Source organism: Modestobacter versicolor, assembly GCF_014195485.1.
Classification (GTDB): domain Bacteria; phylum Actinomycetota; class Actinomycetes; order Mycobacteriales; family Geodermatophilaceae; genus Modestobacter; species Modestobacter versicolor.
In genome coordinates this window covers 1,026,328-1,048,495 of sequence record NZ_JACIBU010000001.1, presented here as the reverse complement: position 1 = coordinate 1,048,495, position 22,168 = coordinate 1,026,328, and the positions used below count along the sequence as shown (strand labels likewise).

The 22,168-nt window shown below is 74.9% G+C and carries 22 protein-coding genes; 15 read left to right on the top strand and 7 right to left on the bottom strand.

Translation table 11 applies throughout. From position 1 onward, the window contains the following. Positions 1-38 precede the first annotated feature (38 nt). The 3 genes from FHX36_RS05065 to FHX36_RS05055 all read left to right on the top strand — a co-directional run bounded on the left by FHX36_RS05065 (position 39) and on the right by FHX36_RS05055 (position 4,568). Positions 39-770 carry an HAD family hydrolase gene (locus FHX36_RS05065; protein ID WP_110552136.1) on the top strand — a complete coding sequence of 244 codons (732 nt, stop codon included), beginning with the start codon at positions 39-41 and terminating at the stop codon, positions 768-770. Then, positions 767-3,139, top strand: coding sequence for a glycoside hydrolase family 65 protein (locus FHX36_RS05060; RefSeq protein ID WP_110552133.1), 2,373 nt, complete (start codon positions 767-769; stop codon positions 3,137-3,139). Before FHX36_RS05065 ends, FHX36_RS05060 begins: the two co-directional genes overlap by 4 nt. Positions 3,140-3,284: 145 nt before the next feature. Continuing rightward, the gene (locus FHX36_RS05055) at positions 3,285-4,568 is read left to right on the top strand and encodes an alkaline phosphatase family protein (protein WP_110552132.1); all 1,284 of its coding nucleotides are present in this window, start codon (positions 3,285-3,287) and stop codon (positions 4,566-4,568) included. 61 nt (positions 4,569-4,629) lie between these two features. On the opposite strand, the gene FHX36_RS05050 is transcribed toward FHX36_RS05055, so the two are convergent. Further along, the gene (locus FHX36_RS05050) at positions 4,630-5,337 is read right to left on the bottom strand and encodes a M50 family metallopeptidase (RefSeq protein WP_110552131.1); all 708 of its coding nucleotides are present in this window, start codon (positions 5,335-5,337) and stop codon (positions 4,630-4,632) included. A gap of 95 nt (positions 5,338-5,432) precedes the next feature. On the opposite strand from FHX36_RS05050, the gene FHX36_RS05045 reads away from it, so the two are divergent. Beyond that, positions 5,433-6,047 (top strand): putative antibiotic biosynthesis monooxygenase, encoded by a 615-nt coding sequence (locus tag FHX36_RS05045; RefSeq protein WP_110552135.1) that lies wholly within the window; start codon positions 5,433-5,435, stop codon positions 6,045-6,047. Positions 6,048-6,098: 51 nt separating this feature from the next. On the opposite strand, the gene FHX36_RS05040 is transcribed toward FHX36_RS05045, so the two are convergent. Together FHX36_RS05040 and FHX36_RS05035 are read right to left on the bottom strand one after the other, a co-directional pair. Continuing rightward, the gene (locus tag FHX36_RS05040) at positions 6,099-6,770 is read right to left on the bottom strand and encodes a response regulator transcription factor (protein WP_110552130.1); all 672 of its coding nucleotides are present in this window, start codon (positions 6,768-6,770) and stop codon (positions 6,099-6,101) included. Beyond that, positions 6,767-8,077 (bottom strand): sensor histidine kinase, encoded by a 1,311-nt coding sequence (locus FHX36_RS05035; RefSeq protein WP_110552129.1) that lies wholly within the window; start codon positions 8,075-8,077, stop codon positions 6,767-6,769. Before FHX36_RS05035 ends, FHX36_RS05040 begins: the two co-directional genes overlap by 4 nt. A 149-nt stretch (positions 8,078-8,226) precedes the next feature. Between FHX36_RS05035 and FHX36_RS05030 the strand changes: the two genes are divergently transcribed. After that, on the top strand, positions 8,227-9,138 hold the full coding sequence (locus tag FHX36_RS05030; protein ID WP_110552128.1) for an ABC transporter ATP-binding protein: 912 nt from the start codon (positions 8,227-8,229) through the stop codon (positions 9,136-9,138). Beyond that, positions 9,135-9,920, top strand: a complete 786-nt coding sequence (locus FHX36_RS05025; RefSeq protein WP_110552127.1) for an ABC transporter permease — start codon at positions 9,135-9,137, stop codon at positions 9,918-9,920. The genes FHX36_RS05030 and FHX36_RS05025 overlap by 4 nt, the downstream gene beginning before the upstream one ends. A gap of 42 nt (positions 9,921-9,962) precedes the next feature. Here FHX36_RS05025 and FHX36_RS05020 read toward each other — a convergent pair whose 3' ends face one another. The 3 genes from FHX36_RS05020 to FHX36_RS05010 form a co-directional block, all read right to left on the bottom strand. Beyond that, a complete protein-coding gene (locus tag FHX36_RS05020) occupies positions 9,963-10,322 on the bottom strand; it encodes a VOC family protein (RefSeq protein ID WP_110552126.1) in 360 nt (119 codons plus the stop codon). A gap of 62 nt (positions 10,323-10,384) precedes the next feature. Further along, positions 10,385-14,092, bottom strand: coding sequence for an ABC transporter ATP-binding protein (locus FHX36_RS05015; RefSeq protein WP_183513548.1), 3,708 nt, complete (start codon positions 14,090-14,092; stop codon positions 10,385-10,387). Between the two features lie 32 nt (positions 14,093-14,124). Continuing rightward, positions 14,125-14,874, bottom strand: coding sequence for a DinB family protein (locus FHX36_RS05010; protein ID WP_183513547.1), 750 nt, complete (start codon positions 14,872-14,874; stop codon positions 14,125-14,127). A gap of 95 nt (positions 14,875-14,969) precedes the next feature. Here FHX36_RS05010 and FHX36_RS05005 point away from each other — a divergent pair, with 95 nt between their 5' ends. From FHX36_RS05005 to FHX36_RS04990, 4 genes are all read left to right on the top strand, one after another. Then, positions 14,970-15,353, top strand: a complete 384-nt coding sequence (locus tag FHX36_RS05005) for a VOC family protein (RefSeq protein WP_246405416.1) — start codon at positions 14,970-14,972, stop codon at positions 15,351-15,353. A 96-nt stretch (positions 15,354-15,449) separates the two neighbouring features. Then, positions 15,450-15,896, top strand: a complete 447-nt coding sequence (locus FHX36_RS05000; protein ID WP_110553914.1) for an SRPBCC family protein — start codon at positions 15,450-15,452, stop codon at positions 15,894-15,896. Between the two features lie 87 nt (positions 15,897-15,983). Further along, positions 15,984-16,376, top strand: coding sequence for a hypothetical protein (locus FHX36_RS04995; protein WP_110553913.1), 393 nt, complete (start codon positions 15,984-15,986; stop codon positions 16,374-16,376). A gap of 484 nt (positions 16,377-16,860) precedes the next feature. Beyond that, on the top strand, positions 16,861-17,112 hold the full coding sequence (locus FHX36_RS04990) for a hypothetical protein (protein WP_110553912.1): 252 nt from the start codon (positions 16,861-16,863) through the stop codon (positions 17,110-17,112). A gap of 87 nt (positions 17,113-17,199) precedes the next feature. Here the strand turns inward: FHX36_RS04990 and FHX36_RS04985 are convergent, their stop codons facing one another. Then, positions 17,200-17,643, bottom strand: a complete 444-nt coding sequence (locus tag FHX36_RS04985) for a hypothetical protein (RefSeq protein ID WP_246405414.1) — start codon at positions 17,641-17,643, stop codon at positions 17,200-17,202. Between the two features lie 116 nt (positions 17,644-17,759). Between FHX36_RS04985 and FHX36_RS04980 the strand changes: the two genes are divergently transcribed. The 5 genes from FHX36_RS04980 to FHX36_RS04960 all read left to right on the top strand — a co-directional run bounded on the left by FHX36_RS04980 (position 17,760) and on the right by FHX36_RS04960 (position 22,117). After that, positions 17,760-18,536, top strand: a complete 777-nt coding sequence (locus tag FHX36_RS04980; protein ID WP_181428917.1) for a glycerophosphodiester phosphodiesterase family protein — start codon at positions 17,760-17,762, stop codon at positions 18,534-18,536. Beyond that, positions 18,533-19,414 (top strand): lysophospholipid acyltransferase family protein, encoded by an 882-nt coding sequence (locus FHX36_RS04975; RefSeq protein ID WP_183513546.1) that lies wholly within the window; start codon positions 18,533-18,535, stop codon positions 19,412-19,414. Before FHX36_RS04980 ends, FHX36_RS04975 begins: the two co-directional genes overlap by 4 nt. Before the next feature lie 46 nt (positions 19,415-19,460). Beyond that, complete coding sequence (locus tag FHX36_RS04970) at positions 19,461-20,849, top strand: MFS transporter (protein ID WP_110554075.1); 1,389 nt, start codon at positions 19,461-19,463, stop codon at positions 20,847-20,849. Then, on the top strand, positions 20,846-21,580 hold the full coding sequence (locus tag FHX36_RS04965; RefSeq protein ID WP_110554074.1) for a thymidine kinase: 735 nt from the start codon (positions 20,846-20,848) through the stop codon (positions 21,578-21,580). Before FHX36_RS04970 ends, FHX36_RS04965 begins: the two co-directional genes overlap by 4 nt. Positions 21,581-21,772: 192 nt before the next feature. Further along, positions 21,773-22,117, top strand: coding sequence for an RNA polymerase-binding protein RbpA (locus FHX36_RS04960; RefSeq protein WP_110554073.1), 345 nt, complete (start codon positions 21,773-21,775; stop codon positions 22,115-22,117). The last annotated feature ends 51 nt before the right edge of the window (positions 22,118-22,168 follow it).

Below are 22,168 nucleotides of genomic sequence, written 5' to 3'. Positions count from 1 at the left end.
ACAGGTCCCGACGATCATCTCGCCGTAGCGTGTCGGGCGTGCTGGGACTCCCCGAAGACATCCGGGCCTGCCTGTTCGACCTCGACGGGGTCCTGACGCAGACGGCGAAGGTGCACCAGGCCGCCTGGAAGCGCACCTTCGACGAGTTCCTGCGCAGGCGCGACCCGGGCGCGGCCGAGTTCAGCCAGGCCGACTACAACCAGTTCGTCGACGGCAAGCCGCGCGAGGACGGCGTCCGGGACTTCCTCGCCAGCCGGGGGATCACCCTGCCCGAGGGCACCGACGCCGACCCGGCCGACGCCGAGACGGTCCGCGGCGTGGCCACCCGCAAGAACGAGCTGCTGCTGCGCGAGCTCGACGAGCACGGCGTGCAGGTCTACGAGGGCTCGATGCGGTACCTGCGCGCGGCCAAGGAGGCCGGCCTGGCGACCGCCGTGGTGACCGCCTCCGCCAACGGCGCGCAGGTCGTCGCCGCAGGAGGCTTCGCCGACCTGATCGACGCCCGCGTCGACGGGGTGGTGGCCAAGCGCGACGGGCTGCGCGGCAAGCCCGCACCCGACGGGTTCCTCGCCGGCGCCCGCGCGGTGGGCGTCGAGCCGGCCCGCTGCGCGGTCTACGAGGACGCGCTGGCCGGGGTCGCGGCCGGGCGGGCCGGTGACTTCGGGTTCGTCGTCGGCGTCGACCGGGTCGGCCAGGCCGAGCAGCTGCGCGAGCGCGGCGCGGACGTCGTCGTCCAGGACCTGGACGAGCTGCTGGACGGCGACCGGTGACCGAGGGGCGCGCGCACTTCCTGGTCGAGCCCTGGTCGCTGACCGAGATCGGTGTCGACCTGGCCTCGCTGGGGGTCAACGAGTCGGTCTTCGCGCTGGCCAACGGGCACATCGGCATGCGCGGCTCGCTGGACGAGGGCGAGCCGGTCGTCGTCCCCGGCACCTACCTCAACGGCTTCTTCGAGGAGCGGCCGCTGCCCTACGCCGAGGCCGGCTACGGCTTCCCGGAGCAGGGCCAGACCGTGGTCAACGTGACCGACGGCAAGGTCATCCGGCTGCTGGTCGGTGACACCCCGCTGGACCTGCAGTACGGCGACGTCATCGACCACCGCCGCACGTTGGACCTGCGCAGCGGCCTGCTCCGCCGCACCACCGAGTGGCGCTCGCCCAGCGGCCGCCAGGTGCGGGTCACCAGCACCCGGCTGGTGTCGCTGACCCGGCGGTCGATCGCCGCGGTGGAGTACACGGTCGAGTGCACCGACGACCAGGGCGACCTCTACATCGCCCTGCAGTCGGACCTGCTGGCCAACGAGGTGCGCAACACCGCCGCGACCGACGACCCGCGGGCCGCCTCGGCGATGGACCGGCCGCTGGCCTCGGAGCTGCACGTGGGCCGCGGGCGGCACGCCGTCCTGGTGCACCAGACCAAGCGCAGCCGGCTGCGGATGGCCGCCGGGATGGACCACGAGGTCGACGTCCCGGACTCCGCCAGCGAGGACCTGGAGACCTCCCCGGACCTGGCCCGCTACACCCTGGCCGCCCGGCTGCCGGCCGGCTCGCGGCTGCGGCTGGTGAAGTACCTGGCCTACGGCTGGTCCAGCCGCCGCTCGGCGCCGGCCATCCGCGACCAGGTCGAGGGGGCGCTGGCCACCGCCAAGCTGGCCGGCTGGGACCGGCTGGTGCGCGAGCAGCGCGAGCTGCTGGACCGGCACTGGGACGAGGCGGACGTCGAGATCGAGGGCGACGACGAGCTGCAGCAGGCCGTGCGGGTGGGCATGTTCCACGTCCTGCAGGCCGGGCTGCGCGCGGAGCGGCAGCCGATCCCGGCCAAGGGGCTCACCGGCGACGGCTACGACGGGCACACCTTCTGGGACACCGAGACCTACGTGCTGCCGGTTCTCACCTACACCGTGCCGGCCGCCGCCCGCGACGCGCTGCTGTGGCGGCACTCGACGCTCGACCTGGCCCGCGAGCGCGCCCGGGTGCTCGGCCACGACGGCGCGGCCTTCCCGTGGCGGACCATCCGGGGGGAGGAGACGTCGGGCTACTGGCCGGCCGGGACGGCGGCCTTCCACATCAACGCCGACATCGCCGACGCCGTCGCCCGCTACTTCGCCGCCACCCTGGACGAGGAGTTCGACCGCGACTACGGCACCGAGCTGCTGGTGGAGACCGCGCGGCTGTGGGCCTCGCTCGGGCACTTCGACGACGGCCGCGGCTACCGGATCGACGGGGTCACCGGGCCCGACGAGTACGACGCCATCGTGGACAACAACGTCTACACGAACCTGATGGCGCAGCGGAACCTGCGCGAGGCCGTCGCCGCGGTCGAGCGCCAGCCGGAGACGGCGGGCCGGCTGTTGGTGTCCCGCGACGAGGTCGAGCTGTGGTCGCGGGCGGCCGAGGCGATGCGGGTGCCGTTCAACGAGGCGCTCGGCGTGCACGAGCAGTCGGAGGGCTTCACCCACCACGAGGAGTGGGACTTCGAGGGCACCCGGCCCGACCAGTACCCGCTGCTGCTCAACTTCCCCTACTTCGACATCTACCGGAAGCAGGTCGTCAAGCAGGCCGACCTGGTGATGGCGCTGCACCTGCGCGGCGACGCCTTCACCGCCGAGGAGAAGATCGCCGACTTCGCCTACTACGAGGCCCGGACGGTGCGCGACTCCTCGCTGTCGGCGGCCCAGCAGGCGGTCGTCGCCGCGGAGACCGGGCACCTGCAGCTGGCCCACGACTACTGGGGCGAGGCCTCGCTGACCGACCTGCAGAACCTGCACGGCAACAGCGGGCACGGGCTGCACATCGCCTCGCTGGCCGGCGGGTGGACGGTCGCCGTCGCCGGGTTCGGCGGGATGCGCGACCACGGCGGGCAGCTCAGCTTCGCGCCGCGGCTGCCCCCGCGGATCCGCCGGCTGGCGTTCCGGGTGGTCTTCCGGGGCCGCTGCCTGGCGGTGACCGTGACGGCGCAGCGGGCCACCTACCGGCTGGTCTACGGCGACGAGCCGCTGGAGCTCGCCCACCACGGGCAGCCCTTCACCGTCTCGCACGAGCCGACCGACCTGGAGATCCCGCCCGCGCCGCAGGTGGAGCCGGTGCGGCAGCCGCCGCACGCCGCCCCCCGGCGGCGCAACCGCCCCACCAGCGACTGACGAAGGACCCCCTCGCCCCCGGGCCTCGCAGGGTCGGCCCGGGTCCCTGCGAGGGGGCCGTTCCAGCACGTCACCGGGCGGCGAACGTCGGGTGAACCCTGGGCGGGAGCCGTTACCCCCGGCGTCCGGGGGCCATGTACAGCGCATGGCCCCCGCCCAGCGCTCGCTCAGCCGTCGCCGCTTCCTCGCCACCGGCGCCGCGACGGGGGCGGCGGTGGTGCTCTCCGGAGCCGCCGGCGCCCCGACCGCCCGGGCGGCCGGGGGAGGGCTGCGGGTCTACGTGCTGGTCGTCGACGGGTGTCGGCCGGAGGAGGTCAGCCCGGTGCTGACCCCGCGGCTGGCCCGGCTCCGCCAGCAGGGCACCTGGTTCTCCGCCGCCCGTTCGCTGCCGGTGACGGAGACCATCCCGAACCACACGATGATGATGGCCGGGGTGCGGCCGGACCGGAGCGGCGTGCCCAGCAACACGGTGTTCGACCGGGCCGAGGGCGTGGTGCGCGACCTGGACCGCCCCACCGACCTGCGCTTCCCGACCGTGCTGGAGCGGCTGCGGCAGAAGGGCCGGACCACCGGCACGGTGCTGTCGAAGGAGTACCTGTTCGGCATCTTCGGCGAGCGGGCGACCTACCGGTGGGAGCCGTTCCCGGTCCTCCCGGTCACCGGCCACGCCCCGGACGCCGCGACGACCGACGCCCTGCTGGCCATGGTCGACGGCCCGGACCCCGACCTCGTGTTCGTCAACCTCGGCGACGTCGACCGGGTCGGGCACGCCGACCTCACCGGCACCTCGCTGCAGGTGGCCCGGCAGCTGGCGCTGGTCTCCACCGACCTGCAGGTCGGCCGGTTCGTCGACCACCTGCAGGCGACCGGTCGCTGGGAGCGCAGCGTGCTGGTGGTGCTGGCCGACCACTCGATGGACTGGTCGCTGCCCACCGCGCTGATCTCGGTCAACCGGGTGCTCGCGGCCCGCCCGGACCTGCAGCGCGCGGTGCAGATCGCCCAGAACGGCGGCGCCGACCTGCTCTACTGGACCGGCCCGGCGGCGACCCGCACCGCCGGCCTGCGGGACGTGCGGCGGCTGGTCGCGGCCCACCCCGGAGTGCTCTCGGTGCACGAGCCGAAGGAGCTGCGGCTCGGCCCGGAGGCCGGCGACCTGGTCGCCTACGCCCGGCCGGGCTGGCGGTTCACCGACCCGCAGCCGCTGTCCAACCCCATCCCCGGCAACCACGGGCACCCGGCGACCGAGCCGATCCCGTTCATGGTCACCGGCGGCCACCCGGCGCTCCGCCCGGGGACGACGAGCCGTGCCCCGGTGCGCACGGTCGACGTCGCCCCGCTGGTGGGCGCGCTGTTCGGCCTGGGCGCCCCGCGCGGCGGCTACGACGGCCTGGTCCGCACCGACGGCTTCAGCCGCATCCCCACCGCCTGAACGGGGACCCCGCTGCCCCCCACCGCTCGCGAGCTCGCGGCGGGCCCCTGCAGGGCGGCCGTCAGCGCAGCAGCCACCAGGTGCCCAGGGCCAGCGCGCCGACGTCGACCAGCAGGAACACCGCCACCCAGAACAGCCCTGGCAGCCGGGTGAGCCGGGCCAGCTGGTCGGCGTCGGAGTCCGGGGCACCCCCTCGGCGGCGGCGCTTGGACTGCAGCTCCACCACCGTCTTCGGGGCGGCCAGCAGCAGGAACCAGGTGACGCCGTGCGCGAAGGCGGACTGCCCCTCGGCGGGCAGCCACCACGTCGCGGCGAACACCAGGGCCCCGGTGACCAGCACCGACCACAGCCCGTACCAGTTGCGGATCTGCACCAGCAGCAGCGCCAGCAGGCCGAGCAGCGCCCACAGCAGCCCGACGGCGGCGCCGGCGGCCAGCAGCGCGGCGGCACCGAGCCCGAACAGCCCCGGCCCGGTGTAGCCCGCGGCGATGGTCAGCACCATCCCTGCGCCGCTCGGCCGGCCCGCGGAGACGGTGACCCCCGAGGTGTCCGAGTGCAGCCGGATGCCGGCCAGCCGGCGCCCGGTGACCAGCGCCGCCAGCCCGTGCGCCCCCTCGTGCGCGATCGTCACCGCGTGCCGGGCCCGCCGCCACACCGCGGGCGAGCCGACCACCAGCAGGGCGGCCACCGCGCAGACCGCCAGCAGCCAGCCGGGCAGCGGGGGAGAGGTGGCCGAGACGCGCGTCCAGAACCGCTCGAGGACCTCCATGCCGAGATCATCACCAGCCCGGCTGTGCGCCGGCGGTGCGCCGCGCGGGCACCCGCGTCACGCGTCCGTCACGTCGGCCAGCGATGCTGGTGCTCATGGAGAGCACCACCCCGGTGCCGACGGCTGCGGAGACCCCGGAGCTGCCGGTGACCGTCTCGTTCACCAGGCGGGCCGACCCGGCCCACGCGGTGGAGATGACCGCCTGGATCCGCTCCGGCCTCACCCTGGCCGAGAGCTTCCCGGGCTTCCTCGGCGGCGGCTGGGTCCGCCCGCGGCACGGCGCGGACGAGTGGCACATGCTGTGCCGCTTCGCCTCGCCGGCCACGCTCGCCGCCTGGGAGGCCAGCTCGGAGCGCCGCTGGTGGCTCGGCTCGGCGCAGGGCCTGGCCGAGATGACCCGGACCGAGCGCCGCACCGGCATCGAGGGGTGGTTCGACGCACCCGTCGACGCCTCCGCCGAGATCCCGACCGCGCCGCTGCCGGCCGCACCGCCGCGCTGGAAGCAGGCGGTCACCATCTGGCTGGTCTTCTTCCCGCTCAACCTGCTGGCCACGGTCACGCTGGGCGCGCTGCTGGCCGACGTGCACGTCGTCTGGCGGGTGGCCGCGATGACGCTGACCCTCACCCCGGTGATGACCTACCTGCTGCTGCCGTGGGTCACCCGGCGGCTGCAGTGGTGGCTCCAGGGGAGGCCCTGGCGCGACCGCTGAGGAGGAACCCGTCCCTCTCGGCCCTCCTGCAGGGGGCGTGAGGGTCCTCCATCAGACCAGGTCGGCGTCGTGCATCAGCAGCGCGATCTGCACCCGGTTGGCGACGTCCAGCTTCACCAGCAGCCGGGACACGTGCGCCTTCACCGTCGCCACGCTCAGGTACAGCTCGGCGCCGATCTGCGCGTTGGACAGCCCCCGGCCGACCGCCAGGGCCACCTCGCGCTCCCGGTCGCTGAGCTGGTCCAGCCGCGCCCGGGCCCGGTCGGCGCGGGCGTCGCCGGGCGCGGCCGGGGCCGCGGCCGCCACGTGCGCGATGAGCTGGCGGGTGACGGTGGGGGAGAGCATCGGCTCGCCGGCCGCCACCCGGCGGACCGCCTCGACGATCGCCGCCGGCGGGGTGTCCTTGACCAGGAAGCCGCTCGCCCCGGCCCGCAGCGCGCGCAGCACCTGGTCGTCGGCGTCGAAGGTGGTCAGCACGATCACCTCGGGGGCGTCGCGGCGGGCCAGCAGCTGCTCGGTCGCGGTCAGCCCGTCGGTGCGCGGCATCCGGATGTCCATCAGGACGACGTCGGGGGAGCAGCCCTCGACGGCCGCGGCCACCTCGTCGCCGTCGGTCGCCTCGCCGGCGAGCTCCAGGTCCTCGGCCCCGCCCAGCACCATCGCCAGCGCGGCGCGCACCAGCGGGTCGTCGTCGACGACGAGGACCCGGACCGGCTCCCTCACGCGGACGCCCAGTCGGCCGGCCAGGGCAGCGTCGCCAGCAGCCGGAACTCGCCGTCCGCCGTCCAGCCGTGCTCGAGGTGGCCGCCGCCGAGGCTGATCCGCTCCAGCAGGCCGACCAGGCCGGTGCCCGCGCTGGGCAGCGGGACCAGGTGCTCACCGCCGGCCGGGGGCGGGTTGCGCACCTCGATCGTCAGCCCTGTGCCCGGGCCGCCCTCGACCCGGACGGAGGCCACCGTGCCGGGGGCGTGCTTGCGGACGTTGGTCAGCGCCTCCTGGACGACGCGGTAGGCGTTGCGGCCGGTGGCCGGGGGAGCGGAGCCCAGGTCGGGCACCCGGTACTCGGCCCGGACCCGCACGCCGGCCCGCCGGCACTCCTCGACCAGCGCCGGGAGGTCGCCGAGGGTGGGCTGGGGGCGGGTGCTGGAGCTCCCGTCCGGCCCCTCGCGCAGCACGCCGATCACCTCGCGCAGGTCCTCCAGCGCCTGCCGCGCGCTGGCCCGCACCACGCCCGCGGCCTGGGCGATCTCGGTGGGGGAGGCGTCGGGCCGGAACTCCAGCGCCCCGGCGTGCATGCTCAGCAGCGACAGCCGGTGGGCCAGCACGTCGTGCATCTCCCGGGCGATCCGGGTGCGCTCCATCTGCCGGGCCCGGTCGACCTGCAGCACCTGCTCGCGCTCGGCGCGCAGGGCACGCTCGCGCAGGCTCAGCACGAGCTGGCGGCGGGCCCGGACGAACATGCCCCAGGCCACCACCGCGGCCGACAGCAGCACCCCGAACCCGAGCACGATCGGGTACGGCACCTCGTCGGTCGGCCGCACGACCGTGTAGACGACGAAGCTGGCCAGGCCGACCGCCACCACCCCGAGCACGACCGGCAGCCGCCGGTGCACCGCGACGGTGAACAGCGCGATGACCACGGCGCCGCTGGCCATGTCGGAGAAGGTGCCGAGCAGCGCGAGCAGCACCGCGACCGCGACCGGCCAGCGCCGCCGCCACCACAGCAGCAGGCACCCGGCGACCCCGGCGACGACGTCGGCGAGGACGAGCCCGTCCGGGGGAGGGGGCGTCTCCGACAGCGCTGCGCCGACGAAGACCGCGCCGGACAGCAGGGCGAGCAGGAAGCAGGTCACGTCGACGACCCAGTCGCGGACCGAGCGCTGGACGCGGCGCCGGCCGCCGGTGCTGCCGACGCCGTCCGGACCGCGCTCGGGGGCCGCGTCGGCGGCGGCGAGCAGCTGGGCCGGGACCAGGGAGGGGTGCTCGAGGCCGGGGTCCGGTGCGGCCGGGGCTCCGGCGGTCACGCTCACAGTCGGAGGCTACGAGCCCGGCCGGTCCACCGGAACCGACGAAGGTCTACCTCCACCCGGGTGGGGAGCGTCTTCCGGCCTGCCGGCCCCGCGGATGTCCTACTCCCGGCCGATGCGCGCAGCCACCCGGCCCGGCCAGGCTCTGCACCATGATCACGATCGATCACCTGACCAAACGGTACGGCGCGCAGGTCGCCGTCTCCGACGTCTCCTTCAGCTGCCAGCCGGGCACGGTCACCGGCTTCCTCGGCCCCAACGGCGCGGGCAAGTCCACGACGCTGCGGTCCCTGGTCGGCCTCGCCACCCCCACCAGCGGCACGGCCACCATCGCCGGCCGCCGGTACGCCGACCTCCCCAACGCCGGCCGCCAGGTGGGCGTGCTGCTCGACGCGGGCGCCCAGCACGCCGGCCGCACCGGCCGGGAGGTGCTCAGCCTGTCCGCGATGGTGCTCGGCGTCGGCCCGGAGCGGGTGGACGAGGTGCTGGGCCGGGTCGGCCTGGCGGGACGGCCGGCCGGCAAGCGGCTGGGCAACTACTCGCTGGGCATGCGCCAGCGGCTCGGCCTGGCCACCGCCCTGCTGGGCGACCCGCAGGTGCTGGTGCTCGACGAGCCGGCCAACGGGCTGGACCCCGAGGGCATCTTCTGGATGCGCGGCCTGCTGCGCGGGTTCGCCGACCGCGGTGGCACGGTGCTGCTCTCCTCGCACCTGCTGCACGAGATCGAGGCGGTGGCCGACCAGCTGGTGGTCATCTCCGGCGGCCGGATCGTGGCGCAGGGGAGCAAGGACGAGCTGCTCGCCGGCAAGGGCACCCTGGTGCGCGGCCCCGACCGGGCACTGCTGGACAGGGCGCTGCAGGCGGCCGGGATCGCGGTGAGCCCGGGGCCGGAGGACGCGCTCCTCGCCGACGCCGACGCGCTCGCGGTCGGCCAGGCGGTGGCCGCGGCCGGCGTCGTGCTGACCGAGCTGCGCCCCGCCGGGGGAGAGGGCCTGGAAGGGCTCTTCCGGTCGCTCACCGGTCACGCCGGCGCCGGCCAGCAGGTCGAGGAGGTGCTGGCATGAGCGCCGCGACCCTGGACGCCGGCCGGCCCCGCACGCTGCCGGAGCCGACCCCGCCGAGCCTGCCCACGCTGGTCCGGGTGGAGCTGCGCAAGTCCTACGACACCCGGGCCGGGAAGTGGCTGCTGGTCACCATCGGGCTGGCGGCGCTGGCCGTCGTCGCGATCTCGCTGTTCGTCGAGGACGCGCCCAAGACGTTCCCCGACTACTTCTCCTTCACCCAGCTCCCGGTCGCCATCCTGCTGCCGGTGCTCGGCATCCTGCTGGTCACCAGCGAGTGGTCGCAGCGCACCGCGATGACCACGTTCACCCTGGTGCCCCGGCGGTCCCGGGTGCTCACCGCCAAGGTGCTGGCGGCCTCGGTGCTCGGCGTGCTCGGGGTGCTCGCCACGGTGGCGGCCACGGTGCTGGCCACGGTGCTGACCCCGGTCGTCACCGACCAGGCGATGGACTGGTCGCTGTCCGGCGCCCAGGCCGGGCAGGTGCTGCTCGTGCAGGTGCTGTTCGTGCTCTCCGGGGTCGCGTTCGGCATGCTGCTGCTCAGCTCGCCGCTGGCGATCGTCCTGTACTTCGTGCTCCCGACCGTGTTCACCATCGTGGTGAACCTGGTCAGCGCGCTGGACTGGGTGCGCGACTGGCTGGACCTGGGCACCACCTCCCAGCCGATGTTCGAGGGTGAGCTCGACGGCCAGGGCTGGGTGCAGCTGGCCACCTCCGCCGTGGTGTGGATCGTGCTGCCGATGGCCATCGGGTGGGTCCGGATCCAGCGGTCCGAGATCGCCTGAGCCCCCGGCTCCGACCCGCCGCCCGGCCTCCCGGGCGGCGGGTCAGAGCTGCTGGGTGAGGTTGACGGTGTTGCCGTCGGGGTCCTGCACGTGGGCGACCCGCTGGCCCCACGGCATGTCGTTCGCCGGCCCGGAGACGCGCCCGCCGAGCTCGGTGACCCGGGGGAGGAGCGCGTCGACGTCGGGGACCTCGACGCTGAGCAGCATCCGCTGCGGGCCGTCCGGGACGTCGCCGTCGGAGACCACGCCGAGGTCGGAGTCGCCGATCCGCAGGCCGACGAAGAAGGTGGGCCCCTCGGCGGGGACGCGCTCGGTCTCCACGGCACCGAGCAGGGACCGGTAGAAGCCGGCCAGCCGCTCGAGGTCGCGGCTGACGATCACGGGCTGGACGGTGCTGGGCACGGGGGACCTCCGGTCGGTGGGCACTGCTGGTGGAGACCGGCGCCGGACGGCGGACTCATCGGTCAGCCGCTCGGGCGCGGGGCGTTCTCGATCGGCCGGTCGGCGTAGGAGGCCCACAGCTCGGCGTAGCTCCCGCCGGCGGCGAGCAGGTCGGCGTGGGTGCCGTCCTCGACGACCCGCCCGCCGTCGAGCACCAGCACCCGGTCGGCGCGGGCGGCGGTGCTGAGCCGGTGGGCGATGACCAGCGTCGTCCGGCGGCGGGTGAGCTGCGCGGTCGCCCGTGCCACGACGGCCTCGCTGGCGAGGTCCAGCGCAGCGGTCGCCTCGTCGAGGAGCAGCACGTCGGGCTCGACCAGCTCGGCCCGGGCCAGCGCGACGAGCTGGCGCTGCCCGGCGGACAGGTTGCGGCCGCGCTCGCCGACCTGGGTGGCGTAGCCGGCGGGCAGCGCGGCGAGCGCGTCGTGCGCCCCCACCGCGCGGGCTGCCGCCTCGACCTCGGCCGGGGTCGCCTCCGGGCGGCCGTAGGCGATCGCCTCGGCGACCGTGCCCGCGCCCAGGTAGGGCTCCTGGGGCACCAGCCCCAGCCGGCGGCGGTACCCGCCCAGGTCGAGGGTCCGCACGTCGTGCCCGTCGACCCGCACGGTGCCCCGGGCCGGGTCGTAGAACCGGGCCACCAGCTTCACCACGGTCGACTTGCCCGCGCCGGTCTCCCCGACGATCGCGACGGTCTGCCCGGCCGGGACGTGCAGGTCCAGGCCGGCGAGGACGTCGTGGGCACCGCCGTAGCCGAAGGCGACGCCCTCCAGGCTGATCTCGCCGCGCAGCCGCCCGACCGGCACCGGGTGCGCCGGCTGCGGGGTGCTCGTCGCCGTGCGCAGCAGCTCCCGCAGCCGGGTCAGCCCGATCGACGCCTGCTGGTAGCCGTCGAACACCTGGGACAGCTGCTGCACCGGCCCGAGCAGGGCGTCGAGGTAGAGGAAGAAGGCGATCAGGACGCCGGCGGTCAGCGTGCCGTCGCGGAGCCCGGAGGCGCCGAGCCCGAGGACGACGACCGCGGCGACGTCGCTGACCAGCACGACCAGCGGGAAGTAGGTGGCCATGTGCCGCTGGGCGCGGAGCCGGGAGGCCAGGTGCTCGGCGGACTGCCGGGTGAAGCGCCGGCGGTCGTGCTCCTCCCGGACGTCGGCCTGCACGACCCGCAGCCCGGCGACGGTCTCCTGCAGCGTCGCGTTGAGGCCGCTGACCCGGTCCCGGGCCTCGGCGTACAGCGGCACGGTGGTGCGCCGGAAGACGACCGTGGCCACCAGCAGCAGCGGGAGCACCGCGAGCACGACGAGCGCCAGCGAGGCGTCCAGCAGCACCAGGGCCAGCAGCACGCCGAGCACCGTCAGCACGCTGACCACCAGGGTGCTGAGGCCGGTGCGCAGGAACGCCGACAGCGCGTCGACGTCGGTGGTCATCCGGGTCATGGTCCGGCCGGCGGGCTCGCGCTCGTAGTGGTCGAGCCCCAGCCGCTGCAGGTGGGCGAAGGTCTTCACCCGCAGCAGGTACAGCAGCCGCTCACCGGTGCGCCCGCTCACCCGCTCCGAGGCGGCGGCGACCAGCCAGTCGGCGAGCACCAGCGCCAGCCCGGCGGCGCTGACGGCCAGCAGGACGGCGGACGAGCCGGCCGTCACCCCGGAGTCCACGCCGCTGCGCACCAGCGCGGGGAGCACCAGCCGGGCAGCGGCGTCCAGCCCGACCAGCAGCAGCCCGACGAGCAGCCAGCGGCGCACCGGGCGGACCAGCCGCGCCAGGGAGAACCCCGGGTCGGGGGAGCGGGCCAGGTCGGGGGAGATCTCCGGGTCGCCGGTGGCCGGGGGAAGGGCAGCGACCCGGGCGAGCAGCTCGGGGTCGGCCACCGCTGCCCCGGCGATGCTCCCGGACACGCCCACGCCCTGCGGTGGAGCCTGGCCGCCCATCAGCGGCGAGCGGAACGCGCTCGCCGTGGTGGCGGCGAGCGCCGTCCGGGCGTGGCTGCTGACCTGCGCGTCGTCGTCGGTGGGGGAGAAGAGCCGGCGGAACTCCGGGCTGGTGGCCTCCAGCTCCGCGAGCGTGCCCACGGCGGCCACCCGGCCGCCGGCCAGCACGACCACCCGGTCGGCCAGCTGCAGCGTGAAGCGGCGGTGCGCGATGAGCAGCGTCGTCCGGGCGGGGGCGTCGCGCAGCCGCCCGACGATCCGCGCCTCGACCCGCGGGTCGACCGCGGAGGTGGCGTCGTCGAGCACCAGCAGCCGCGGGCCGCCCAGCACCGCCCGGGCGATGGCCAGCCGCTGCCGCTGCCCGCCGGAGAGGGTGAGCCCGCGCTCGCCCACGACGGTGTCGTAGCCGTCGGGCAGGGCCGTGACGAAACCGTCGGCCTCGGCCAGCGTGGCGGCCGCGGTCACCTCGGTGCGGTCGGCGTCGGGGTGGGCGTGGGCGATGTTCGCCGCCACCGTGTCGGAGAAGAGCACGCTCTCCTCGAAGACGGTGCCGGTGCTGCCCCGCAGGCCGGCCGACCGGAGCCGGCGGACGTCGATGCCGCCCACCCGCACCGCGCCGGCGTCGGGGGAGTACCAGCGGCCGAGCAGCTGCACGAGCGTCGACTTGCCCGAGCCGGAGGCGCCGACGACGGCGACCGTCTCGCCGGGCGCGATGGTCAGGCTGAACCCGGCGAGCACCGGCCGGCCGCCGTGGCCGAACGAGACGTCGTCGAACTCGACCGCGAGCGGTCCGCCGGGCAGGTCGACGGCGTCCTCGGCGTCCTGCACGCCGGCGGGGGCGTCCAGCAGCTCGCCGATCCGCTCCAGCCCGGCCCTGGCCTGCGGGCCGACCACCAGCATCTCGGAGAGCATCTGCGTGGCGGCGACCAGCTGGAACAGGTAGGTGGCGAAGGCGAGCAGGGTGCCCAGGGTGATCTGCCCGTCGAGGGCCAGCAGGCCGCCGAGCAGCAGGACCCCGACCTGCCCGAGCATCGGGACGGCGGCCAGCGCCGGCCCGTAGCGCGACTGCAGCCGGACGGCCCGCAACCGGCTGGCGTACAGCCGCCGCGCCTGCCGGTCCAGCCCGTCGAGCTCCCGCTCCTCCTGGCCGAAGCCCTTGACGACCCGGACGCCGGCCACCGCGGCGTCCACGTGCCCGACCAGCTCACCGGCCCGCTGGGAGGCGTCCCAGTTGGCCGGGAAGAGGTCGCGCGCGGTGCGCCGGGACAGCCACCACAGCGCCGGCGCGACGCTCACCGTGACCAGGGTGAGCAGCGGGGAGAGCACCAGCATCACGGCCAGCGAGAGGCCGAACAGCACGAGGCCCGACGCGACCGCCGGGGCGAACACCAGCACCCCGCCGAGGACGGCCAGGTCGGTGACCGACCGGCTCACCACCTGCCCGGTGTCCAGCCGGTCCTGGCCGCGCCCGTCCAGCCGGGTGAGCGCCGCGAACAGGTCGGTGCGCACGTCGTGCTGGATGCCGAAGCCCAGCCGGGCGGAGCTGTAGCGCCCGGCCCAGCTGACGCCGTACTGGGCCACCGCCACGGCCAGCAGCACGCCCAGCCAGGGCCGGACGTCGCTGCCCGGGTCGGCCACCAGGGTGTCGAGCACGTGGCGGACGAGCAACGGCACCCCGGCGGGCAGCAGCGCACCGGCGAGCGCCGCGGCGGCGGCAGCGGCGACGACGCCCGGGTGCCGGCGGGCGTAGCCCCAGAGCCGGCGCAGCCAGCTCGGCCGCTCGTCGCCAGGCCCTCGTTCGGCGGTCATCGGGTCGAACCCAGGGGAGGAGGGGCTCCTGGTCACTGCGGACGCGACTCCAGCACGGTCAGGTCGCGCTCGGCGAACCGCCGGTGCTCCCACTCCTCGTCCAGCACCACCCGCAGGCAGTCGGCGACCCGGTGGCTGACCGGCGGCGGCCAGCCCCCCGAGGCGGCCACCGGCTCGGTGTCCGCGGCCAGCGACTCCGCGGTCAGGCCGTCGACGAGCGCGCGGACGCCGGCCATCCGCTCCCGCCGCACGGCGAGCACCTCGTCCAGCGACGGCCGGACCGCCGGGTCGCGGGAGGCGCCCGGGTCGCCGGGCAGGCCGTCCGCCGGCAGGCCCCACGGGTGCCACGGCGCGGGGTCGCCCTGCACGGCTCGCCGCACCCAGGCGTCGGTGGCGTACACCAGGTGCCGCAGGGTCTCGACGAACGACCACTCGCCGTCCACCGACTCGTGCAGCTGCGCGGGGTCGAGCCGGCGGGCCCGCTCGACCGTGGCCGCCCACCGGCGCTCGACGACGTCCCAGGCCGCGCGGAAGCCGGCCGGGTCGGTGGGGCGCAGCAGCGCCCGGTCGGGGTCCCGGCGGTCGAGCTCCGCCTCGACCAGCGGGACGACGTCCACCCCGTTCACGACCAGGTGCTGCAGGTACCCGTCGATCTCGACGTCGACGAGCTCGACGCCGCGGAGCACCGCGCCGGTGAGCACCACCTCGGCGAACCGGCTGCCCGAGAGGTCGACGCGGGAGAAGCGGGAGCCGCGCAGGTCGGCGTCGGCGAACTCGGCCATGGCGCGGACCGTAACGGGCCATCCGGACAGTGCGCGTCCGGAGGACACCCCGGCGCCGTGGACGCGGGCCGGTCGCGACCAGCAGGCTGCTCGGCATGCGATCCCGGACGACGGGCATGTGGTGGGGAGCGGCGATCGAGGCGCCCGACCCCGGCGCGCTCGCCCGCTTCTACGCCCAGCTGCTGGACTGGCCGATCGGTCACGAGGAGCCGGGGACGACGGTCCTGGCCGCTCCGGAGGGCTCGGTGTTCGTCGTGTTCCAGCAGGCGGACGACTACCGGCCGCCGGTGTGGCCGCCGGTGGCGGGAGAGCAGCGGCCGATGGTGCACCTGGACTTCCAGGTCGGTGACCTGGACTCCGCCGTCGAGGACGCGGTGGCGCTGGGCGCCATGCTCGCCGACCACCAGCCGCAGCCGGACGTCCGGGTGCTGCTCGACCCGGCCGGGCACCCGTTCTGCCTGGTGCGCGACGACGGGTGAGCGGTTCCTGCCATGCGCAACCAGGGGTTGCACATATTGGTTCCGCGTGGCTAACCTTCTGTGCAACCAAGGGTTGCACGAGTCAGGAGGAGCGAGATGGTGGACGTCCTGCACCGGGTCGGGGTCCGGACCCCGACGCCGGAGCGCGTGTACGAGGCGCTGACGACGGTCGAGGGCCTGGTCGGCTGGTGGACCGCCGAGGTCCGGGGGAGCACCGAGGTGGGCGCCGTCCTGGAGTTCCGGTTCCCGCCGGTCGGCGGCTTCGACATGGAGGTGCTCGAGGCGACGCCGGGCAAGCGGGTGACCTGGCGGGTCGTCGACGGCCCGGCGGAGTGGGTGGGGACGACGGTCGACTGGGAGCTGCGCCAGGACGGCGACTGGACGGTCGTGCTGTTCACCCACGCGGGCTGGCGCGAGCCGGTGGAGTTCATGCACCACTGCAGCACCAAGTGGGCGACGTTCCTGCTCAGCCTGAAGTCGCTGGTCGAGACGGGTCGTGGCGCGCCCGCGCCGCGGGACGTGCAGGTCAGCGACTGGCACTGAGCGAGCCGGCATCCGACGTCGCGTTCACCGGGTGAGCGGGAACGGGCGATACGTTGGTCGAGTGGACCCGCAACCGGTGAGGGACCGATGACGTCGACCGCGGGGGGACGACGGAACGAGCGTCCTGCGCTGACCTGGTGGCTGGAGGCCGGCTGGACCGTCGCCGGCGCAGTCGTGCTGGTGGCGGCGCTGGTCACCGGGAGCTGGTACTGGGCCCTGCTGGGTCGCCTCGTGGCGGTCGGCGGCCTGATCGGGTTGCGCCGCAGCCGTCCGGGCGCGGTCCGGGAGCGGGACCAGCGGGAGGCTGTCGCGGTGACCGAGTGGTCACCGGAGCGGTTGCGGGCCCTCGCCGCCGAGCACCGCGTCGATCCGGCCGGCGACCCGGTGGCGTTGATCGCGGCGCTGCGGAGGGCCGACCCGAGGCTGAGCCTGACAACGGCGAAGCGGCTGGTCGACGGACTCCGGGGCAGCGGGTCCTGAACCACTCCGCTCTGCACTACTTGACATAATGTCGATTATCGGCGGACAGCCTGCGGGCCGGAAGGGGCTGATCCGTCAGCTGATCTCGTCGTCCGCCGATGCGTGCTCGTGAGCCGGTCGGGACGCCGTCGTCGACTGCCGGGCGGTCTCCGGACGCCGGCCGGCCTAGTCCCGCCTCCGACACCGTTCGTGCGCGCACCAGGCCGCCGGGTCGACGTCGTCCCGGCTCGGCCGTTCCGATGATGTCGATCATGCTCGCCGGCCTCGATCCCCATGATCAACTCCCCCGCCATGGTGATCGTGACCGGCTCCGCCCACCGGCATGGCCCGTGCGCCCCTGTGCTGCCCGTCGATGGGTCGGACGCCGTCCACCCCTCGGTCCCCCGGTCTCGCCGCACCCGCCTCGATACGTCACTCTGACGAAATCAACCAGGTTCGGCCGTTCCGACGGGCGGCCGGGCGGATCCCTTCGTAGGGTCGAGCCATGAACATCCGACGCCCGGTCGCTGGCATCTTCATCGCACTGGCCCTGGTCGGCGGACCGGCTTCGCTGACCGCCTGCAGCCCGGCCGGCGGCGGTCAGGAGCGCAACGACGGTACGACCGACGACGACGGCACCAACACCTCCGGCGCGAACCCCGGCGGCACCTCGCAGGGCAACCTGCCGGACAACGACGACCGCAACACCACCGGCAACGAGGACCGGGACAACAACGAGGACGGCGACAACAACTGACCCGCGGGGAGGGGTGCTCCGGGTGCCCCTCCCCTGTGGTGCTCGCTCCCCCGGGTGATCACCGTCACAGTGACGGTATCGAGGCGATCAGCCGGGTGTCTTGCCGTTCAGCCACAGCCGGTCCAGCCGGCCCGTCGACCGGACCAGCTCGGCGAGCGACCGCTCGAGCTCGGCCTTGGTCGGCTTCTCGGTCAGCAGGGTCTGCACATCCTCGATCGCGCAGCGCAGCTGGAACAGCCGGTCCTGCAGGCCGTCGAGCTCGGCCCGGGTGACCAGGACGACGTCGGCGGACAACCCCGCCTTCGCCGTCGCCGACCGCTGCTCGTAGGCCCGCTGCCGGCAGGCCTGGCCGCAGTACAGCCGCGGCCGGCCCACGGACTCCTGGGCGGGCAGCACGCTGCGGCACCAGCCGCAGCGCCGTTCCTCGCCGTCGGCACGCCGCTTCCGCGGGGCCGGCCGGGCGCGCAGCCCGTGCTCGGCCGGATGCTCGGCCCTGCGCTCGGCCTGCTGCTCAGCCCGGTCCACCGCCACGCCAGCGACGGTAGACGCCCCTGCTGACAGTCCCGGCCGGACACGCCAGCGGCCGCCGACCACCGCCGTCCGGAACCCCCCGACACGCCGTCCGACCACGGCACTAGCGTGGAGGCGTGCCGGGCCCGCGCTACGCCTTCCTCGACGGGCCGACCCCGGTGGCGATGGCGCACCGCGGGGGCGCCATCGAGCACCTGGAGAACACCATGCCGGCGTTCGAGGCGTGCGTGGCGCTGGGCTACCGCTACCTGGAGACCGACGTCCGGGTCACCGTCGACGGCGAGCTGGTGGTCTTCCACGACCCGACGCTGGACCGGGTCACCGACCGCAGCGGCCGGGTCGAGTCGCTGCCCTGGCGGGAGGTGCGGACGGCGCTGATCGGCGGCCGCGAGCCGATCATGCGGCTGGAGGACCTGCTCGGCGCCTGGCCCGACGTCCGGTTCAACCTCGACATCAAGGCCGCCGGCGTCCTCGCGCCGCTGGTGCGGCTGGTGCGCCGGCTGCAGGTGGAGGACCGGATCTGCCTCGGCTCGTTCTCCGACGCCCGGATCGCGGCCGCCCGCCGGTTGTTCGGCCCCGACGTCTGCACCTCGCTGGGCCCGCGGGGGGTCGCGGCGCTGCGGCTGTCCTCCTACTCGCCGCGCGCGGCCGGGCTGGTGCGCATCCAGGCCGGTTGCGCGCAGGTACCGCTGCAGCTCGGTGGCCGGCCGCTGGTCGACGAGCGGTTCATCGACGCGGCCCACGCCCGCAGCCTGCAGGTGCACGTCTGGACCGTCGACACCGAGGCCGCGGCCACCGAGATGCTCGACCTGGGCGTCGACGGCGTGATGACCGACCGCCCGTCCATGCTCCGCGACCTGCTCGTCTCCCGGGGTCAGTGGACCGGCGCATGACGCTGCGCGACTGGCGGCCGCCCGCTCCCCCGCTGCCACCCGGGCTCGCCGACCAGCTGCAGCCCGGTGACCCCGACTGGTTCGCCCGCGAGCTGGCCATCGCCGCGGCGCCGCACTGGTGGTTCTGGGGGTTCGTGCTCCGCTGGTTCGGCTGGGTGCCGGGCGTCTTCGGCCGCATCGAGGTCACCGGCAGCATCCCGCCGAAGCTGCGCGAGGGGCCCCTGCTGCTGGCGGTCAACCACATCGGCGACTTCGACACCTTCGTGATCGGCGTCGCGCTGCACCGCGCCGGGGTGCGGCCGCGGTTCCTGGTCAAGAGCGGGATCATGACCGTCCCGGTCGTCGGCCCGCTGCTGGAGCGCTGCGGCGGCATCCGGGTGGAGCGCGGCACCGACCTGGCCCCGCATGCGCTGCGGGTCACCCAGGTGGCGCTGGCCCACGGCGGGCACGTCGTCGCCTACCCGGAGGGCCGGATCGGGCTGACCCCGGACGGCTGGCCTGAGCGCGGCCGCACCGGGTTGGCCCGGATGGCGCTGGCCGCCGGCGTCCCGGTGGTGCCGGTCAGCCAGTGGGGCGCCCACGAGGTGCTGCAGTACCGCACCGACTGGGGGAAGGTGCGCACCCTGCTCAGCGCCGTCCGGCGGCGGCCCGCGCTGCGGGTGCACCTGGGACCACCGGTGTTCTTCGAGGACCTGGCGCCCGGCCGGCTCGGCGACGCCCACCGGGCCCGCACCCGGATCGCCGCCGCGCTGACCCGCGGGCTGGCGCCGCTGCGGGCCGGGGAGCCGGCCGACCGGATCGCCTTCCCCGACGCCACCCGCCCGGCCACCGCGGTCGCCGCCTTCCCGGGCGGCGTCGTCCCGGACGACATCCCGTGACCACCTCCTGCTGGACCCGGCCCCGCCCGGCTGGCACCCTCCGCCCGTGACCGACCACGCTGCCCCCGCCGGGGCGACGTCCCCGACGTCCCCGCCGGCCGCCGCCGACCCGGCACTGCGCCGGGAACGGCTCGGCTGGTACTCCTACGACTGGGCGATGTCGGCCTTCAACACCACGGTCATCAGCGTCTTCCTGGCGCCGTACCTGACCTCGGTGGCCGAGGCGGCCGCCGACGCCGACGGCCGGATCCACCCGCTGGGCATCAGCATCCCGCCGGGCAGCCTGTTCGGGTACGTCGTGTCGCTGTCGGTGGTGCTGCAGGTGATCGTGCTGCCGGTCGCCGGCGCGGTCGCCGACAGCTCGGGGCGCAAGCGGCAGCTGCTGGCCGCCTTCACCCTCGTCGGGTCGCTGTGCACCATGGCGCTGTTCTTCCTGGCCGGCGACGGCTACCTGCTGGGCTCCGGGTTGTTCATCGTGGCCAACATCGCCTTCGGCGCGGCCACCGTCGTCTACTACTCCTGGCTGCCCGACCTGGCCGGCCCCGACGAGCGGGATGCGGTCTCCAGCCGGGGCTGGGCGCTGGGCTACCTCGGTGGCGCGCTGCTGCTGGCGGCCAACCTGGTGCTCTACACCCAGTACGAGCAGCTGGGGGTCACCGAGTCCGAGGCGGTGCGCATCTGCCTGTCCTCGGCCGGGGTGTGGTGGGCGGCGTTCGCCGTGGTCAGCATCGCGCTGCTGCGCAACCGCCGGCCGGGCGACGGCGTCGTCGTGCCCACCACCGGGCAGGCGCTGCGCACCTCGACCCGCCAGCTGCGCGCCACCCTGCGCGACATGCGCCAGTACCGGCTGACGCTGTGGTTCCTCGGCGCCTACCTGCTGTTCAACGACGGCGTCCAGACGGTGATCACCGTGTCGGCGCAGTTCGGCTCCGAGGAGCTGGACCTGTCCCAGACCACCCTGGTGTCGGCCATCCTGCTGGTCCAGGTGGTCGCCTTCGTCGGTGCCCGGGCGATGGGCCGGGTCGCCGAGTCCGCCGGCGCCAAGCGCACCGTGCTCGGCTCGCTGGTGGTCTGGGTCGGCGTCCTGGTGGCGGCGTGCTTCCTCACCGCCGGTGCCGCCGTGCAGTTCTACCTGCTCGCCGTCGTCATCGGCTTCGTGCTCGGCGGCACCCAGGCGCTGTCCCGGTCGCTGTTCAGCCAGCTGATCCCGGCCGGCAAGGAGGCCGAGTACTTCGGCTTCTACACGATCTCCGACCGCGGGACGAGCTGGCTGGGCACGTTCCTGTTCGCGCTGACCTTCCAGCTGACCGACTCCTACCGCTACGCCATCATCAGCCTGGTCGTCTTCTTCGTCGTGGGCGGTGTCCTGCTGGCGAAGCTCGACCTGCGGCAGGCGATCGTCGAGGCCGGCAACACCCCTCCGGAGCGCCTGTGACCCCCTCCCCCCTGACCGCGCCCGACTCCGTCCCGGCGTCGGGCGACCGCCGCCGGCACCCCGCGCCGGCGCACCTGGTGTTCTTCCACGGCCCGATGGACTGCGGGAAGTCCACCCTCGCGCTGCAGGTCGACCACAACCAGAGCCGGCAGGGCCGGCACGGTGTGCTGCTGACCCAGGGCGACCGCTCCGGCAGCCCGCAGATCAGCTCCCGGGTGGGGCTGCGCCGCGCGGCGGTCGAGCTGGACGCCGGCACCGACGTGCGGCTGCTGGTCCGCGACCGCTGGGCCGCTGGGCACCGGGTCGACTACCTGATCGTGGACGAGGCGCAGTTCCTCACCGGCGCGCAGGTCGAGCAGCTGGCCGAGCTGGTCGACGAGTTCCACGTCGACGTCTACGCCTTCGGCCTCACCACCGACTTCCGCACCCGGCTCTTCCCCGGCACCCAGCGGCTGTTCGAGCTCGCCGACGACGTCCAGCGGGTCCAGGTCGAGGTGCTGTGCTGGTGCGGCCTGCGCGGGCTGCTCAACGCCCGCGTCGTCGGGGGCGAGATGGTGCGCGAGGGCGCCACGGTGGTGGTCGCCGACACCGCCCCGGCGCCCGAGGCCGCCGCGGCGGCCGACGGCGAGGGTGCTGACGCCGTCCGGTACCAGGTGCTGTGCCGCCGTCACTACAGCCGCGGGCAGCTCGGCCCGATGCCGACCGGGCCGGGTCAGCTCGCCCTGCGCTGAGGCCGGCACCTCACCCGCTGGGGGTGGCCGCCGGTCGATCTCTCATCATGTGGGATGATCGAGCGCTGACGACGCGGAAATCTTTTTCCTTCATCTGTCGTTGACCCCTGCGACACCCCGCACCGGATGCGTGAGCATGCGGCTGCCCGGGCATCCAGGACTGACCGAATCAGCACGAGAGGACGGTGTGCCATGGGCGAGCGATCCCTGCGCGGAAGCCGACTGGGCAGCGTGAGCTATGAGACCGAGCGCAACACCGCGCCCATCGAGCGGCAGTACGCCGAGTACCGGTGCCCTCAGGGCCACCTCGTCACGGTGCCCTTCGCCGACGACGCGGAGCTCCCCGACACGTGGGAGTGCAAGTACGACGGTTCGGCCGCCAAGCTCGTCGGTGGCGCCGAGCCGGCCCCCAAGAAGGTGAAGCCGCCGCGCACGCACTGGGACATGCTCCTGGAGCGCCGTTCGGTGGACGACCTCGAGGAGGTCCTGGCCGAGCGCCTCGAGGTGCTCCGCGGGCGGCGCACGCGCGCCAGCTGAACCCAGCACTGCACGAGAGCCCCAGCGGGTCCGCCCGCTGGGGCTCTCGTG

Excerpts from the sequence above, each read along its gene's own strand:
- FHX36_RS05055 (WP_110552132.1), top strand. The coding sequence starts at position 3,285 with ATGGCCCCCGCCCAGCGCTCGCTCAGCCGTCGCCGCTTCCTCGCCACC.
- FHX36_RS05050 (WP_110552131.1), bottom strand. The coding sequence starts at position 5,337 with ATGGAGGTCCTCGAGCGGTTCTGGACGCGCGTCTCGGCCACCTCTCCC.
- FHX36_RS05045 (WP_110552135.1), top strand. The coding sequence starts at position 5,433 with ATGGAGAGCACCACCCCGGTGCCGACGGCTGCGGAGACCCCGGAGCTG.
- FHX36_RS05030 (WP_110552128.1), top strand. The coding sequence starts at position 8,227 with ATGATCACGATCGATCACCTGACCAAACGGTACGGCGCGCAGGTCGCC.
- FHX36_RS05025 (WP_110552127.1), top strand. The coding sequence starts at position 9,135 with ATGAGCGCCGCGACCCTGGACGCCGGCCGGCCCCGCACGCTGCCGGAG.
- FHX36_RS05015 (WP_183513548.1), bottom strand. The coding sequence starts at position 14,092 with ATGACCGCCGAACGAGGGCCTGGCGACGAGCGGCCGAGCTGGCTGCGC.
- FHX36_RS05010 (WP_183513547.1), bottom strand. The coding sequence starts at position 14,874 with ATGGCCGAGTTCGCCGACGCCGACCTGCGCGGCTCCCGCTTCTCCCGC.
- FHX36_RS05005 (WP_246405416.1), top strand. The coding sequence starts at position 14,970 with ATGCGATCCCGGACGACGGGCATGTGGTGGGGAGCGGCGATCGAGGCG.
- FHX36_RS05000 (WP_110553914.1), top strand. The coding sequence starts at position 15,450 with ATGGTGGACGTCCTGCACCGGGTCGGGGTCCGGACCCCGACGCCGGAG.
- FHX36_RS04995 (WP_110553913.1), top strand. The coding sequence starts at position 15,984 with ATGACGTCGACCGCGGGGGGACGACGGAACGAGCGTCCTGCGCTGACC.
- FHX36_RS04990 (WP_110553912.1), top strand. The coding sequence starts at position 16,861 with ATGAACATCCGACGCCCGGTCGCTGGCATCTTCATCGCACTGGCCCTG.
- FHX36_RS04975 (WP_183513546.1), top strand. The coding sequence starts at position 18,533 with ATGACGCTGCGCGACTGGCGGCCGCCCGCTCCCCCGCTGCCACCCGGG.
- FHX36_RS04960 (WP_110554073.1), top strand. The coding sequence starts at position 21,773 with ATGGGCGAGCGATCCCTGCGCGGAAGCCGACTGGGCAGCGTGAGCTAT.